General features: G+C 69.2%; 14 protein-coding genes. 11 read left to right on the forward strand and 3 right to left on the reverse strand.

Features of this window, described 5'->3' with window-relative positions; translation table 11 throughout:
• The first annotated feature begins 10 nt into the window (after positions 1 to 10).
• Genes U8D42_RS09060 through U8D42_RS09070 form a run of 3 tightly spaced genes read left to right on the forward strand, consistent with a single transcriptional unit; the run spans position 11 to position 2,477 of the window.
• Positions 11 to 598 carry a peroxiredoxin gene (locus tag U8D42_RS09060; protein ID WP_085243673.1) on the forward strand — a complete coding sequence of 196 codons (588 nt, stop codon included), beginning with the start codon at positions 11 to 13 and terminating at the stop codon, positions 596 to 598.
• A 27-nt stretch (positions 599 to 625) separates the two neighbouring features.
• Entirely contained in the window at positions 626 to 1,162 is a 537-nt protein-coding gene (locus U8D42_RS09065) for an alkyl hydroperoxide reductase (RefSeq protein ID WP_322861408.1), read from the forward strand.
• Positions 1,163 to 1,166: 4 nt separating this feature from the next.
• Positions 1,167 to 2,477 carry an alpha-amylase family glycosyl hydrolase gene (locus U8D42_RS09070; protein ID WP_348636944.1) on the forward strand — a complete coding sequence of 437 codons (1,311 nt, stop codon included), beginning with the start codon at positions 1,167 to 1,169 and terminating at the stop codon, positions 2,475 to 2,477.
• Here U8D42_RS09070 and U8D42_RS09075 read toward each other — a convergent pair.
• A complete protein-coding gene (locus U8D42_RS09075; protein WP_085243676.1) occupies positions 2,463 to 2,900 on the reverse strand; it encodes a DUF1810 domain-containing protein in 438 nt (145 codons plus the stop codon). The genes U8D42_RS09070 and U8D42_RS09075 overlap by 15 nt on opposite strands.
• A 19-nt stretch (positions 2,901 to 2,919) precedes the next feature.
• Here U8D42_RS09075 and U8D42_RS09080 point away from each other — a divergent pair, with 19 nt between their 5' ends.
• The 8 genes from U8D42_RS09080 to U8D42_RS09115 all read left to right on the forward strand — a co-directional run bounded on the left by U8D42_RS09080 (position 2,920) and on the right by U8D42_RS09115 (position 10,791).
• Complete coding sequence (locus U8D42_RS09080) at positions 2,920 to 4,179, forward strand: alpha-hydroxy acid oxidase (protein ID WP_090422011.1); 1,260 nt, start codon at positions 2,920 to 2,922, stop codon at positions 4,177 to 4,179.
• Between the two features lie 121 nt (positions 4,180 to 4,300).
• A complete protein-coding gene (lon, locus tag U8D42_RS09085; RefSeq protein ID WP_322861410.1) occupies positions 4,301 to 6,622 on the forward strand; it encodes an endopeptidase La in 2,322 nt (773 codons plus the stop codon).
• A 249-nt stretch (positions 6,623 to 6,871) separates the two neighbouring features.
• Positions 6,872 to 7,297: a hypothetical protein gene (locus U8D42_RS09090; protein ID WP_244275282.1), complete on the forward strand. Its 426-nt coding sequence runs from the start codon at positions 6,872 to 6,874 to the stop codon at positions 7,295 to 7,297.
• Between the two features lie 82 nt (positions 7,298 to 7,379).
• Positions 7,380 to 7,766: a nitroreductase family deazaflavin-dependent oxidoreductase gene (locus U8D42_RS09095; protein WP_322861411.1), complete on the forward strand. Its 387-nt coding sequence runs from the start codon at positions 7,380 to 7,382 to the stop codon at positions 7,764 to 7,766.
• Between the two features lie 8 nt (positions 7,767 to 7,774).
• Positions 7,775 to 8,107, forward strand: coding sequence for a TfoX/Sxy family protein (locus U8D42_RS09100; RefSeq protein WP_085243679.1), 333 nt, complete (start codon positions 7,775 to 7,777; stop codon positions 8,105 to 8,107).
• 44 nt (positions 8,108 to 8,151) lie between these two features.
• Positions 8,152 to 8,787, forward strand: a complete 636-nt coding sequence (locus tag U8D42_RS09105) for an endonuclease (RefSeq protein ID WP_322861412.1) — start codon at positions 8,152 to 8,154, stop codon at positions 8,785 to 8,787.
• Positions 8,784 to 9,509: a DUF72 domain-containing protein gene (locus tag U8D42_RS09110; protein WP_322861413.1), complete on the forward strand. Its 726-nt coding sequence runs from the start codon at positions 8,784 to 8,786 to the stop codon at positions 9,507 to 9,509. The genes U8D42_RS09105 and U8D42_RS09110 overlap by 4 nt, the downstream gene beginning before the upstream one ends.
• A 49-nt stretch (positions 9,510 to 9,558) precedes the next feature.
• Positions 9,559 to 10,791, forward strand: a complete 1,233-nt coding sequence (locus U8D42_RS09115) for an NAD(P)/FAD-dependent oxidoreductase (protein ID WP_322861414.1) — start codon at positions 9,559 to 9,561, stop codon at positions 10,789 to 10,791.
• Here the strand turns inward: U8D42_RS09115 and U8D42_RS09120 are convergent.
• On the reverse strand, positions 10,780 to 12,891 hold the full coding sequence (locus U8D42_RS09120; RefSeq protein ID WP_322861415.1) for an NAD-dependent epimerase/dehydratase family protein: 2,112 nt from the start codon (positions 12,889 to 12,891) through the stop codon (positions 10,780 to 10,782). The genes U8D42_RS09115 and U8D42_RS09120 overlap by 12 nt on opposite strands.
• 110 nt (positions 12,892 to 13,001) lie before the next feature.
• A complete protein-coding gene (locus U8D42_RS09125) occupies positions 13,002 to 14,486 on the reverse strand; it encodes an acetyl-CoA acetyltransferase (protein WP_322861416.1) in 1,485 nt (494 codons plus the stop codon).
• Positions 14,487 to 14,502: the final 16 nt, after the last annotated feature.

The following is a 14,502-nucleotide window of genomic DNA, read 5'->3' on the forward strand; positions in this document are numbered from 1 at the left end:
AAGGAGCGACATGCCTCTGCTGACCATCGGCGACCAGTTCCCCGCCTACGAGCTCACCGCGCTGATCGCGGGCGACCTGTCCAAGGTCGACGCCCAACAGCCCGAGGACTACTTCACCACCGTCACCAGCGAGGACTACGAGGGCAAGTGGCGCGTCGTGTTCTTCTGGCCCAAGGACTTCACCTTTGTGTGCCCGACCGAGATTGCCGCGTTCGGCAAGCTCAACGACGAGTTCGCCGACCGTGACGCGCAGGTCCTGGGTGTTTCGATCGACAGCGAGTTCGTGCACTTCAACTGGCGGGCCCAGCACGAGGACCTGAAGACCTTGCCGTTCCCCATGCTCTCGGACATCAAGCGTGAGCTGAGCCTGGCCACCGGCGTCCTCAACGCCGATGGCGTGGCAGACCGCGCCACCTTCATCGTGGACCCCGACAACGAGATCCAATTCGTCTCGGTCACCGCCGGTTCCGTGGGACGCAACGTGGAGGAAGTGCTGCGGGTTCTCGACGCGCTGCAGTCCGACGAGCTGTGCGCCTGCAACTGGCGCAAGGGCGACCCGACGCTGAACGCCACCGAGCTGCTCAAGGCCTCGGCCTAGTCGCCTAAGGTCTGCTGAGGAGGCGAGATGAGCGTAGACAACCTCAAAGAGGCACTGCCTGAGTACGCCAAGGACCTCAAGCTCAACCTGGGCTCGATCACGCGCACGACCGAGCTCAACGAGGAACAGCTGTGGGGCACCCTGTTGGCTACCGCCGCAGCGACGCGGAACGCCCAGGTGATCAGCGAGATCGGCGCCGAGGCGGCCGACATCCTGTCCGCCGGGGCATACAACGCGGCGCTGGGAGCCGCATCGATCATGGCGATGAACAACGTGTTCTACCGTGGCCGGGGCTTCCTGGACGGCAAGTACGACGACCTGCGTGCGGGATTGCGGATGAACCTCATCGCCAATCCCGGCGTGGAGAAGGCGAACTTCGAGCTGTGGTGCTTCGCGGTGTCGGCGATCAACGGATGCCCGGACTGTGTGGCCTCCCACGAGCACACGCTGCGCGAGGCGGGCGTGGGCCGGGAGACCATCCACGAGGCGCTGAAGGCCGCGGCGATCGTCTCCGGCGTGGCGCAAGCGCTCATCACCTCCCAGACGCCGGCTGCCGTCGGCTGACGCAGTGACGGCACCAGCCTGGGTAGAGCACGCCATCTGGTGGCAGGTCTACCCGCTGGGGTTCGTCGGCGCCTTCCCCGTGTCGTCGGAGCCGCCGCAGCCGGACCAACACCGGCTGCGGCGGCTCGTCGACTGGTTCGACCACGCCATCGCGCTGGGCGCGTCCGGCGTCGCGCTGGGACCGATCTTCGCCTCGCGCACACACGGTTACGACACCACCGACCACTACCGCATCGATCCGCGGCTCGGTGACGACGCCGACTTCGACCACCTCGTCGCCGAGGCCCGTCGCCGCGGCCTGCGCATCCTGCTCGACGGCGTGTTCAATCACGTCGGCCTGGATTTCCCCCGCTACCGGGAGGCGCCCAACGACGAGGCCGCCGCGCGCTGGTTTCGCGGGCGCCCCGGACGCTTTCACACGTTCGAGGGCCACGCGGAGCTGATCACGCTCAATCACGACAATCCCGAAGTGGTCGACTACACCGTCGACGTGATGACGCACTGGCTGGACCGCGGCGCCGACGGCTGGCGCCTCGACGCGGCCTACGCGGTGCCGGAACGCTTCTGGGCATCCACACTGCCCCGGGTGCGCGAGCGGTTCCCGGAGTCCTGGTTCGTCGGCGAGCTCATCCACGGTGACTACGCCGCGGTGGTCCGGGCCGCCACGTTCGACTCGGCCACCCAATACGAGCTGTGGAAGGCGATTTGGAGCAGCCTCAACGACGGCAACTTCTTCGAGCTGGACTGGGCGCTGCAGCGCCACGGCGAGTTCCTGGCCCGCTTCGCCCCGCTCACCTTCATCGGTAACCATGACGTCACTCGCATCGCGAGCCGGCTCGAACGCCCCGAGCACGTGGCACACGCGCTGGTGATCCTGCTGACCGTCGGCGGCGTGCCCAGCGTGTACGCCGGTGACGAGCTGGGATTCCGCGGCGTCAAGGAGGAGCGGTACGGCGGCGACGACGCGGTTCGCCCGGAGTTCACCTCTCCCCCAATGGAATTGGATGCCTTCGGGGCGCAGATGTGGGCGTTGCACCAGTTCCTCGTGGGGCTGCGTCGCCGTCACCCATGGCTGCACGGGGCGACGACCAGCCCGGTGCGGTTGGAAAACCGGCACTACGTGTACGAGGCCCGCTGCGGGGACAACGCGCTGCTGGTCGCCCTCAACATCGACGACGAGCCGCTGCGCCTGGCGCTGCCGGAGCTGGGTACGGCCCACCGAAAGGTCATCGGCGGATCGGCGGCCCCGCCCGAAGAGGTGGTGGACACGCTTGTCGTGGAACCGCACGGCTGGCGGATTTTAAGCCCGGCCTAGGCGTTGCAGTGTCAGCCGGTCCTGCTGGCCGTCGTAGTACTTGTCCAGGACCGCAAGGAAATCCGCGTTGTCGTCGGTCGCGTGGGCGAACAACGTCATCGACGAGCGCAGCTTCAGGTCGTCTGGCGAGCCGAAGATCTCGCCGATCGACCGGCCCTGCACTTCGTTCACCAACCGGGTGCACTCGCGCAGCCGCGGTCCCAGTACGTCGTGGCGCAGATAGCCCTTGGCTTCCCCGAGCGAGGAGATGCCATACCGATCGGCGGTCGGACTGCTGCCCAGACCGCGCAATTGCGGGAACACGAACCACATCCAGTGACCGCGTTTTCGCCCGTCGCGCAACTCCGCGACGACGTGCGGGTAGACCGCGGCCTGAGCCTTGGTGAAGCGATTCAGATCGTAGGGGTCGGTCGCCGATTCCATGTGACTACGGTGGCACACTGTGGAATCCAAAAGACGGAAGGCCGTCCAACGACGAGTGCCCAGGGTGCGCGATCTCGCGCCGCTGATCCGGTTCAAGCGGCCGCAGTTCGACGCGACCAGGCGCCGCCTCGACACCGCGTACACCATCGAGGACCTGCGGCGCATCGCTCGACGGCGCACGCCCCGGGCGGCGTTCGACTACACCGACGGCGCCGCCGAGGACGAGCTTTCCCTCGGGCGCGCCCGACAAGCGTTTCGCGACATCGAGTTTCATCCGACGATTCTGCGTGACGTCACGAACGTGACCGCCGGCTGGAACGTCCTGGGTGCACCGGTGGTCCTGCCGTTCGGCATCGCGCCCACCGGCTTCACCCGGTTGATGCACACCGAGGGCGAGATCGCCGGCGCGGCGGCGGCGGCCAAGGCGGGCATCCCGTTCTCGCTGTCCACCCTGGGCACCTGCGCGATCGAGGACCTGGCGACCGCCGTTCCGCAGGGCAGGAAGTGGTTTCAGCTGTACATGTGGCGCGACCGCGAACGGTCGATGGCGCTGGTGCAGCGCGCGGCCGATGCGGGTTTCGACACCCTGCTGGCCACCGTCGACGTCCCGGTCTCCGGCGCCCGGCTGCGCGACAACCGCAACGGGATGACGATCCCGCCGACGCTGACGCTACGCACCGTGCTCGACGCCGTGCCGCACCCGAAATGGTGGTTCGACCTGTTGACCACCGAGCCGCTGGCGTTCGCGTCGCTGGACCGCTGGCCGGGCACCGTCGCCGAGTACCTGAGCACCATGTTCGACCCGAGCCTCACCTTCGACGACTTGGAGTGGATCAAGGCCCAATGGCCGGGCAAGTTGGTGGTCAAGGGCATCCAGACGCTCGACGACGCCCGCGCCGTCGTCGACCGCGGTGTCGACGGCATCGTGTTGTCGAATCACGGTGGGCGGCAACTGGATCGGGCCCCGGTGCCCTTCCATTTGCTGCCGTCGGTCGCGCGGGAGGTCGGCAAGCACACCGAGATCCTGCTGGACACCGGCATCATGTCGGGCGCCGACATCGTGGCGGCCATCGCGCTGGGCGCGCGCTGCACGCTGGTCGGGCGGGCCTACCTGTACGGGCTGATGGCCGGCGGCGAAGCCGGCGTCACCCGCGCGATCGACATCCTGGCCGAAGGCGTGATCCGGACCATGCGGCTGCTCGGCGTCACCTGCCTCGAGGAGCTGTCGCCCAAGCACGTGACGCAATTGCGCCGACTGGGGCCGGTCCCGCCGGTGTGAAGCTGGCCGCACATTCGACACCGAGTGTGAGGCTGGCCGCACACTCGTCACGGCCTGACCCCGCGGGAACAAACCGGCGCCGGGCAGGGTTGAGCGCATCAGACTCAGTTTTGGAGGATTGATGGCTGAAGCCAAATCAATGCCGGTGCTGTTCGTCACCGACACCATCGTGTTGCCTGGCATGGTCGTGCCGATCGCGCTCGACGAGGCCGCCCGGGCGGCGATCGACGCCGCCCAGGCGACCGAATCCGGGCAGCTGCTGATCGCGCCCCGGCTGGACGACCGTTACCCGTCGCACGGCGTGATCGCCAAGATCTTGCAGGTGGGACGCATCGCGGGCGGCGGTACCGCGGCCGTCGTGCGCGGTGAGCGCAGGGCGCAGATCGGGACCGGCGCGTCCGGGCCCGGCGCGGCGCTGTGGGTCGAGGTCACCGAGGTCCCCGAGACCGAGACGACGGACGAGGTCAAGGCCCTGACTTCGGAGTACAAGCAGCTGCTGCTGGCCATGCTGCAACGGCGCGAGGCCTGGGAGATCGTCGACTACGTCAACAGGCTGACCGACCCGTCGGCGCTGGCGGACACGTCCGGATACGCGTCGTACCTGTCCAGCGAGCAGAAACGGCAACTGGTCGAGACCGTCGACGTGGCCGAGCGGCTGCGCGTGCTGATCGAGTGGACCAGCGCCCACCTGGCCGAGGTCGAGGTCAACGACAAGATCGCCGAGGACGTGCGCGAGGGCATGGAGAAGACCCAGAAGGAGTTCCTGCTGCGCCAGCAGCTGGCCGCCATCCGCAAGGAACTCGGCGACGGCGAACCCGACGGATCCGACGATTACCGGGCCCGCGTGGAGGCGGCCGGCCTGCCCGAGAAGGTGCGCGAGGCCGCGCTGCGCGAGGTCGGCAAGCTGGAGCGGTCCAGTGATCAGAGCCCGGAAAGCGGCTGGATCCGCACCTGGCTGGACACCGTGCTCGACCTGCCCTGGAACGTGCGGACCGAGGATTCGACGGACCTGAAGGCCGCGCGCGGCGTGTTGGACGCCGATCACCACGGGCTGGACGACGTGAAGGACCGCATCGTCGAGTACCTGGCCGTGCGGGCGCGCCGCGCCCAGCGCGGGCTGCAGGTCGTCGGCGGCCGCGGCTCCGGCGCCGTGATGGTGCTGGCCGGTCCCCCCGGCGTGGGCAAGACGTCGCTGGGCGAGAGCGTCGCCCGGGCCCTGGGCCGCAAGTTCGTGCGCGTCGCCCTGGGCGGCGTGCGCGACGAGGCCGAGATCCGCGGGCACCGGCGCACCTATGTGGGCGCGCTGCCCGGCCGGATCGTGCGCGCCATCGGCGAGGCGGGATCGATGAATCCCGTTGTGCTGCTGGACGAGATCGACAAGGTCGGTTCCGACTACCGGGGTGACCCGAGCGCGGCGCTGCTCGAGGTGCTCGACCCGGCGCAGAACCACACGTTCCGCGACCACTACCTGGATCTGGACCTGGACCTGTCCGACGTGGTGTTCCTGGCCACCGCCAACGTGATCGAGAACATCCCGTCGGCGCTGCTCGACCGCATGGAACTGGTGCAGATCGACGGCTACACCGAGGACGACAAGGTCGCCATCGCCCGCGACTACCTGCTGCCCCGGCAGCGGGAGCGGGCCGCGCTGACCGACGACGAGGTGACGATCACCGACGCGGCGTTGCGCAAGATCGCCGCCGACTACACCCGCGAGCCCGGGGTGCGGCAGTTCGAGCGGCTGCTGGCCAAGGCGCTGCGCAAGGTGACCACCAAGCTGGCGGAAACGCCCGAGCCGATCACCCTCGACGAACCGGATCTGGTGGATTACCTTGGCCGCCCGCGCTTCACGCCGGAATCGGCCGAGCGCACGGCGGTGCCCGGCGTGGCCACCGGCCTGGCCGTCACCGGCCTGGGCGGCGACGTGCTGTACATCGAAGCCGGCGCCACCGACGGTGAAGCCGGGTTGCAGCTGACCGGGCAGCTGGGTGACGTGATGAAGGAATCGGCGCAGATCGCGCTGTCCTATGTGCGCTCCCACGCCCAGGCGTTGGGGGTCGACCCCAAGGCCCTCGACCGGCGCATCCACGTGCACGTGCCCGCCGGCGCGGTGCCCAAGGACGGCCCGTCGGCCGGCGTCACCATGGTGACCGCGCTGGTGTCGATGGCGACCGGACGCCAGGTGCGCTCGGATGTCGGCATGACCGGCGAGGTCACCCTGAACGGGCGGGTGTTGCCGATCGGCGGCGTGAAGCAGAAGCTACTGGCCGCGCAACGGGCGGGGCTGTCGACGGTCTTCATCCCGGCGCGCAACGAGCCCGATCTGGACGACGTGCCCGCCGAGGTGCTCTCCGCGCTGGACGTGCGGCCGATGACCGATGTCGCCGACATCGTCGCGCAGGCGCTGGAACCGCACGCCGAGCCCGCGACGCTGGCTGCCTGATGTGAGGTTTGCCGGAACGCCGGCAAGGGTCCCTGCCCCCGCCCGGCATGAGGCCAGGGGTGCTTTGCTGCCCGACCGCACGGACCTGGGCCGACGCAGCAAATACGGCGAAGAGGTTTTCCGCATCCACCCGCCGGGTATTGCGTGGTTGGAGGTTCGACTGCCCGTAGGGGCGATGGGGTGAGCGAATCACCAAGTCAATTGGTTCAGCTGCGTAGGCAGCCAAACTGCTCGACAAGGGGATTCATCATGAAGTTGAACAGAATCGCAGCCGGCGCGCTCATGGCCGGCACCATCACGTCCGCGGCATTCGGCATCGGGGCCGGTGTGGCGCAGGCCGACCCGAATGGCCCGAACGTGCCGGGCCCGAACGTTCCGGGGCCCAACGTGCCCGGCCCGGATGTGCGGGCGCCGGGCCAGCTGCCGCCGCCGGGGACGCCGATTTGTAACGGCGGTCCCGGGGTCAACTGCAACCGTCCGGGCACTCCCCTTCCGCCGGGGCAGGGCGGTCTGACGCCCCCGCCGGGCCACTACAACGACCCGGTCGGCTACGGGCTTCCGCCTCGGTGGACGCCGCCGGGCCAGCCGGGTGACTACCCGGTCGTGTTCAACCCGTCGTTCAACCAGTGGGGCGTGTTCCTGCCCACCGGTCAGTTCGTCGCATACGCGGCGTAAGACGGCACAACGAAAACAGCCGCCTCCGAAAGGGGGCGGCTGTTTTCGTTGCCCGGTGACATCGGCGGGGGCTCAGCGTTGAATGGAAGCCGTGACTCTCAAACGCCAAGTGGTCCACCGCGTGCAACGGCTGCTCGTCAACCCGGTGGGCCGGCAGATGCCGGGCATCATTCTGGAAACCACCGGCCGCAAGAGCGGCAAGCCGCGGCGCACGGCCGTCGGCGGGCGCGTGGTGGACAACCAGTTCTGGATGGTCTCCGAACACGGCGAATACTCCGACTACGTGCGCAACATCAAGGCCAATCCCGCCGTTCGGCTGCGCATCGGCGGTCGCTGGCGCAGCGGCACCGCGCATCTGCTGCCCGACGACGACCCGCTGCAGCGGCTGGGCGACCTGCCGCGGCTCAACAGCGCGGTGGTGCGCCTGATGGGCAGTGACCTGCTGACCATTCGCGTGGACCTCGACTGACGCCGCCCATGGCCTACGACGAAGAGCTGGCCGACGAAATCCGCGAACTCGTGGCCGCCGAACGCGGCGTGGAGGAGAAACGCATGTTCGGCGGGCTCGCCTTCCTGGTCAACGGCAACATGTCGGTGGCGGTCAGCGGCCAGGGCGGCCTGCTCGTCCGGGTCCCGGCGGACGACCTGGACAAAGTGCTGCGGCGCGCCCACGTCGGTCCGATGGTGATGGGCGGCCGCGACGTTCGCGGCTGGGTGCGGGTGGAGGCCGCCGGACTGCGCACGAAACGTCAACTTCACGCCTGGGTGGCCCGCGGCGTCGGCTACGCGCGCGGCCTGCCGCCCAAGTGAGCCGGCGCGGTTCGCCGGCACTCGCCGCGGGTACGTGATCGGGTATGCCCGCAAGCGAGCAACTGGTGCGACGGCTGCTTGACGTTGCCGGAACCACCTATGCCGCCGAGGCGCGAATCAAGCTCGACGACAAGCCGATGCCCCTGTTTCAGCTGCTGGTCATCTGCATGCTGGCCAGCAAGCCGATCGACGCGGGCATCGCCATGCGCGCCGGGCGCGAACTGTTCAAGGCGGGACTGCGGACGCCGAAGGCGGTGCTGGCCGCGGACCGGCAGGCCATGATCGACGCCTTCGGCCGCGCGCACTACGTGCGTTACGACGAAAGCTCGGCCACCCGGCTCACCGAGATGGCCGAACGCGTGCGCGACGAGTATTCCGGCGACCTGCGGGGCCTCGCCGAGCGCAGCCGGCGCGACATCGCCGCGGCGAAGCGTTTGCTCAAGCAATTCAAGGGAATTGGGGATACCGGCGCCGACATCTACCTGCGCGAGGTCCAGGACGTGTGGACCTGGGTGCGGCCCTATTTCGACGACCGCACCACCGCAGCGGCCGGGCAACTCGGTCTGCCCACGCAGCCGGAAAAGCTGGGAGCTCTTGCGCCGCGGGCCAATGCGCGGCTGGCCGCCGCACTCATCCGGATGTCGCTGGACGACGACGTACGCCGGCAGGTGTGCGGTTGACCGTACGGATCGGCACCTCCGGGTGGTCCTACAACCATTGGGCGGACGTGCTCTACCCGCCGGGGCTGCCCGCCCCGCGCCGGCTGGCCCGCTACGTCGAGGTGTTCGACACCGTCGAGCTCAACGCGAGCTTCTACCGCTGGCCGAAGGATTCGACCTTCGCGGGATGGCGCGACCAACTGCCGGACGGGTTCAGGATGTCGGTCAAAGCGCATCGCGGACTGACCCACTACCGGCGGCTGTCCTCCCCGGGGCCGTGGATCGAGCGCTTCGAACGCTGCTGGGAACTGCTGGGTGATCGGCGCGGGGTCCTGCTCGTCCAGCTGCATCCCGAGCAGCAGCGCGACGACGCGCGCCTGGACGCCTTTCTGGGCAGCGTCCCGGAGTCGATCCGGGTGGCCGTCGAGCTGCGCCACCCGTCCTGGAACGACGACGGCGTCTACGCGCTCCTGGAACGCCGGCACGCCGCCTATGTGGTGATGAGTGGCGCCGGGCTGGCATGCGTGCCGAGGGCCACCACCGATCTGGTGTACGTCCGCATGCACGGCCCGGATCAGGACGCCATCTATGCCGGCTCCTACTCGAACGACGACCTGCGCGAGTGGGCCGACCGCATCGCCGCGTGGCGGGACGCCGGCAAGGACGTGTGGATGTATTTCAACAACGACCTGGGCGGGCACGCGGTGCGCAATGCGCTGACCTTGCAAGAACTCCTGCGGTAAGCACGCCGGCGTAGGCTGAGTTTGTCAACGGCGGAACGGAGTGACGATCATGGCCGGCTCTACCAGATTCGTCATCATCGGCGGCGGACTTGCCGGAGCAAAAGCGGTAGAAGCACTGCGTGGCAATGGATTTGACGGGCAAGTTACATTGTTCGCCGACGAGGAACATCTGCCCTACGAGCGGCCTCCGCTTTCCAAGGAGTACCTGACCGGCAAGAAGACGCTGACCGATTTCACTGTGCAGAGCTCCGCCTGGTACCGCGACCACGATGCCGACCTGAGACTCGGCGCGCGGGTGTCGGCCGTGGACCCCTCCGACCATGCCGTCGCGCTCCCCGACGGCACCAGCGTGCGGTACGACAAGCTGCTGCTGGCGACGGGATCGGCGTCCCGGCGCCCGCCGATACCCGGGGCCGACGCCGACGCCGTCCACTATCTGCGTACCTACGACGACGCCGTCGCCCTGAACTCTGTTCTGACCGAAGGGTCTTCGCTGGCGGTGGTGGGGGCCGGGTGGATTGGCCTGGAGGTGGCCGCCGCTGCCCGCCAGCGTGGCGTCGACGTGACCGTCGTCGAGACGGCCAAACAACCGCTGGCGGCCGCGCTCGGCGAACGGGTGGGTGAAGTGTTCGCCGAGCTGCATCGCGACCATCGGGTGGACTTGCGGCTCGAGGCGCAGGTGGAGGAGATCACGACGACCGGCGGCAAGGCCACCGGACTGAAACTGCGGGACGGGTCGACGGTTGCCGCCGATGCGGTGTTGGTGGCCGTCGGCGCGCAGCCGAACATCGAACTCGCCGAACAGGCCGGGCTCGCCATGGGTGACGGCGGCGTGCTGGTGGATGTGTCGCTGCGCACCAGCGATCCCGACATCTATGCGGTCGGCGACATCGCCGCCGCGGAACACCCGTTGTTCGGCGGCCGGATCCGCACCGAGCACTGGGCCAATGCGCTCAAGCAGCCCGCGGTGGCGGTGGCGGGCATGCTCGGCAAGCCGGGCGAATACGCTGAGTTGCCCTATTTCTTCACCGACCAGTACGACCTCGGGATGGAATATGCCGGACACGCCGCCGGCTTCGAGCGGGTGGTCTTCCGGGGCGACATGGCCGGACGTGAGTTCGTGGCGTTCTGGCTCGACGGCGACAACCGGGTGCTGGCCGGCATGAACGTCAACATCTGGGATGTGCTCGAAGACGTCAAAGCGCTGATCAGATCCGGGATTTCCGTCGACCCCGGCAAGCTGGCCGATCCCGAGCGCCCGCTGGCCGAGCTATTGGGCTGACGTCTCGACCGGAGCCCATGTCCCGTCGATGACCTCTGGCGGGCGCTGTGCCTGCAGCCGTTCCCGTTCGGCGCGACGGCGTTTGATTCGCAGCCTGGCGTCGCCCGGCATGGTGATCAGCTCGTCACACGTCAGGTAGTACACGTCCTCGACGGCATCCATCAGGTCCGCCGCCACTCGCCGAGACCCCAACTCGCGCAGCGTCATCCGTAGTTGATGAGTGAATCGCAGAGTCGTGTCGTGGGCTAGCTCACGGGAGTCGCGAGCGCCGGCGGCCAGGCGCTGAGCCAGCGTCGGCGGCGGCGGTTCCGTCGACGCCGCGGCGCCCACGGCGACATCCCCGGCCGCCTTGAGCAGCATCGCCGGGTCGTCGGCATACGTCTGACTGGCCAACTCGGCCTCGCCGGGCCCGCGGTGCCCGATGCGGCCCACGGCGGCATCCACGGCCGCCGCGGTGGTGGGCGACAAGGCGCGGATGCTGGCGAGATTGCCTTCCTGGGCCAGCGCGCACAACGGCGGGTCGGCCCGCAGTACGGCTGCCAGCTGGGCGGTCTCCGTTTCGACGAGGCTGCTGTCCATGATCATGTCCACGCCGGGCACGCCGGGAGCCGCCTTGCTGCGTTCCAGCGCCGCGGCGGTGACGCCCGTGTCGATCAACCACAGCGCGGTGAGGGCCCAGCCCTGGTGAATGCGGTCGCGCAGCAAGGGAATCCGGACCTCGAGGCCGGCGTCGGGCAGTGCCGTCAGCTGTGCGGCATCCAGCTGTTCGGCTTCGGCGGCCGCGCTGTACGCCCGGGTGTCCGCCTTGAGGTGCCGCAACAGCACCAGCGAGCGTCCCGCGACGACGGCTTTGGCGACGGAGCCGAGGGCTCCGCCCGCCAACGCGGGCTCACCGAACGGGAGCGGGTCTCCAAGGTGCGGCCGGCCGACCAGGGCGTTGCGCGCGACGGCGTCCTGATCCCAGCCCGGCAGCTGGGCCGCGGCGACCATGTTGACCGACACCCCGACGTAGGGCCGATGGCCGAATACGGCGATGGCCCGGTTTCCCCACTCCTCGCCCACCACGCCGCCGAGCGCCAACACGTGACCGAGCACCCGATTCGCCGTGCGCAAGCCGCTCAGCTGGACATCCAGCGTGATCGGGGTGAGCGGCCCGGGCAGAGCTCCGGCGAGGTTGCCCGCACTGAAGATCGGGAAGCGGGGGTCGACCCGGTCGTCGAACTCACCCTCGACGCCCTCGGGGGCCGCGCTGTGTTCCCCGCCGGCAGGGTGGGTGCGCGGGACGGCCTCGACGGGGAGCGCCAGTCGGCGGCCGTCGCCGGTGGCCCCGGCCGCCGCGATCCGGCGCCCGACGAGGCCGCGGGCCGTGTCGGCCACCGCCTCGAGCGCCTGCCAGCCGAACTCGAACGACCAATCCTCCTGCACCGCAGCGATATCCATGTCCGGAATGAGCTGGGGCCAGCTGCGGACCCGGTTGAGCCGGGACCGCGGGTCGGCGGAGCGCAGCATCCGCCACGCGGTGACCACGTTGACGGTGTCCGGGGAGGCGAGGTCCACCACACCGGTGCGCTCGGTGTTGAGCGACGACAACAGGAAGCGCACCAGGTCGTCGACGTGCAGCACCCGCATCGGCTGCGCGGAGACCTTGGTGCGCAGCAACGTGGCCACGGTCCGGCACACCATCCAGTCGAGCTGGCGGCCGACCGGCGGGGCGATTCGGACGACCAGGCTGGGCCCCCAGCTGGTGGCCACCAGCTCCTCGGCCGGCTTGTACAGTTCCGGCCGTCCCGCGGCCTGGGACACGAACAGCAGCCGGGCGCCGGCGCGGGCGGCCACGTCGGTCACGTGCGCGAGGCCCTCGATGTCGGCGCTGCCGGGCGCGCTGGTGTCGATGGGGGCCAGGTGGATCACCGCGTCGGCTTCCTCGGCGAGCTCCCGCAGGACCGGATCGCGCAGCGACGCGCAAACAAGGTCAACGTTGCGGTCCAGGCAGGGGTGTCGGCGCTCAGCAATGCCGCTGACGGTGTGCCCGGCAGCGATCAACTGCCGCGCAACCAGCCGCCCAAGTGCGCCGGTGGCGTCGGTAACCAGGATATGCACCCGGGTCTCACCTCCCCGACCTCACACTAAACAATAGGCAAGACGGCATGACCTACGCGACCGTTACTGGGCTAACGGGACCCTGAACTGGCGGAAAGGGCTTCGCCGGGTTATTGCAGCGCGGCGGAGCCGTCGGCGGCGACGGTGACCTTGGCGCCGCCGATGTCTTCGCGCACGGTGGCCTGCGCCGCGGCGCTATCGGTGATCAGGGCCAGCGTCCGCGAGCCATCGGGCGTGCGCACGGCCAAGAAGGCCTTTTCCGGCTGCCCCTCGCGATCGAACGGCGTCGTCCACGCTTCGACCGTGCCGACACCTTCCCATTCCACCAGGGCGTCGCGGGTGGGCTCCCGGTCGACGGCCGGTTGCGCGTCCTCCCAACGGAACTCGGCGGGCGGTTCGGTGCTGTACACGCCGAAGCTGTGCTTGGTCAGGTAGCCGCCGTTGGCGGTGATCAGGCCGCGCCGCCCGGGATTGGCCGCGAGCAACTCCGCCATGGTGGCGATGGAGTGCATCACATAGTTGCTCCAGGGGCCGCCCGCGAACGTCAAACCTCCGGTGACGGTGAGCGGGCGGGCGGGATCGTCGACCGGCAGGCCCAGCTCGGCGGCGGCCACCTGAACGGCCGAGGGGAAGCAGGAATACAGGTCGACATAGTCGACCTCGTCGATGCCCAGGCCCGCCAGTTCCAGCGCCCGGCCGCCGGCGATGCGGATGGCCGGAGAGCGGTGCAGCTCGTCGCGCTCGGCGATGGCCGAGGTGTCATGGGCGTCGGTGCCCGCGTGCGGGTAGATCCAGCGGTCGGCGGGGACCTGCAGGCGCCTCGCCTGCTCCACCGAGGTCAACACCAGCGCGGCGCCCTGGTCGACCATGTTGTTGGAGTTCATCAGCTTGGTATACGGCCAGCTGATCATCCGGTTCTGCGGGCCGGCCTCGCAGATCTCCTCGGCGGTCACCGGTTTGCGGATCCACGCGTGCGGATTGTCGACCGCGACGGCGTTGAAGCGGGCCCACAGCTCACCGATGCGCTTGCGGTGGTGCTCGACCGACTCGCCGTTGGCGATCCGCAGCGCCTGTTCGAAGAGTGGGTAGACGTAGGCGGGCCGGTCCAGCCGAATCCTGATCTCGGCCTCGCCCGCCATCGGGACGTCCTCGCCGCTGACCTCGGCCATCGGGACGGAGTTGTCCTGGGCGGTCCACTCGAGCTTGCCGCCTTTGGCGCGCAGGCCCCTGCGCGTGCGCCAGGTCTCGGCGCCGGCCAACAGCACCACCCGAGCCCTGCCCCGCTGGATGTCCAGGCACGCCTGGTTGACGAGCGACTGCGGCACGTTGCCGCCGACGGGACTGTAGAGCGTGGTGAAGTCGGCGGCGCCGATCCGCTGGCCGAGCAGCAGCCCCGGATCGCGGTAGTGCGCCGAGAGGATGTTCACCACGCGGATGGAATCGACGGCCTCGATGATCCGCGCGTCGGCGGCTTGCCGGGCCGCGGCCACCATCAGATCCAACGGCTCGACCGACCGTGTCGCCGGGTCGATCTCGTCGCGGTGGTTGACCTGGCCGTAGCCGATCAGCACAGGTGTCCTGGGGTCGACGGTCATACACCGAACCTAGCGT

The sequence above is a fragment of the Mycobacterium europaeum genome (assembly GCF_034555895.2).
Taxonomy (GTDB): domain Bacteria; phylum Actinomycetota; class Actinomycetes; order Mycobacteriales; family Mycobacteriaceae; genus Mycobacterium; species Mycobacterium europaeum.

Excerpts from the sequence above, each read along its gene's own strand:
- U8D42_RS09060 (WP_085243673.1), top strand. The coding sequence starts at position 11 with ATGCCTCTGCTGACCATCGGCGACCAGTTCCCCGCCTACGAGCTCACC.
- U8D42_RS09065 (WP_322861408.1), top strand. The coding sequence starts at position 626 with ATGAGCGTAGACAACCTCAAAGAGGCACTGCCTGAGTACGCCAAGGAC.
- U8D42_RS09075 (WP_085243676.1), bottom strand. The coding sequence starts at position 2,900 with ATGGAATCGGCGACCGACCCCTACGATCTGAATCGCTTCACCAAGGCT.
- lon (WP_322861410.1), top strand. The coding sequence starts at position 4,301 with ATGGCTGAAGCCAAATCAATGCCGGTGCTGTTCGTCACCGACACCATC.
- U8D42_RS09090 (WP_244275282.1), top strand. The coding sequence starts at position 6,872 with ATGAAGTTGAACAGAATCGCAGCCGGCGCGCTCATGGCCGGCACCATC.
- U8D42_RS09095 (WP_322861411.1), top strand. The coding sequence starts at position 7,380 with ATGGAAGCCGTGACTCTCAAACGCCAAGTGGTCCACCGCGTGCAACGG.
- U8D42_RS09100 (WP_085243679.1), top strand. The coding sequence starts at position 7,775 with ATGGCCTACGACGAAGAGCTGGCCGACGAAATCCGCGAACTCGTGGCC.
- U8D42_RS09105 (WP_322861412.1), top strand. The coding sequence starts at position 8,152 with ATGCCCGCAAGCGAGCAACTGGTGCGACGGCTGCTTGACGTTGCCGGA.
- U8D42_RS09115 (WP_322861414.1), top strand. The coding sequence starts at position 9,559 with ATGGCCGGCTCTACCAGATTCGTCATCATCGGCGGCGGACTTGCCGGA.
- U8D42_RS09125 (WP_322861416.1), bottom strand. The coding sequence starts at position 14,486 with ATGACCGTCGACCCCAGGACACCTGTGCTGATCGGCTACGGCCAGGTC.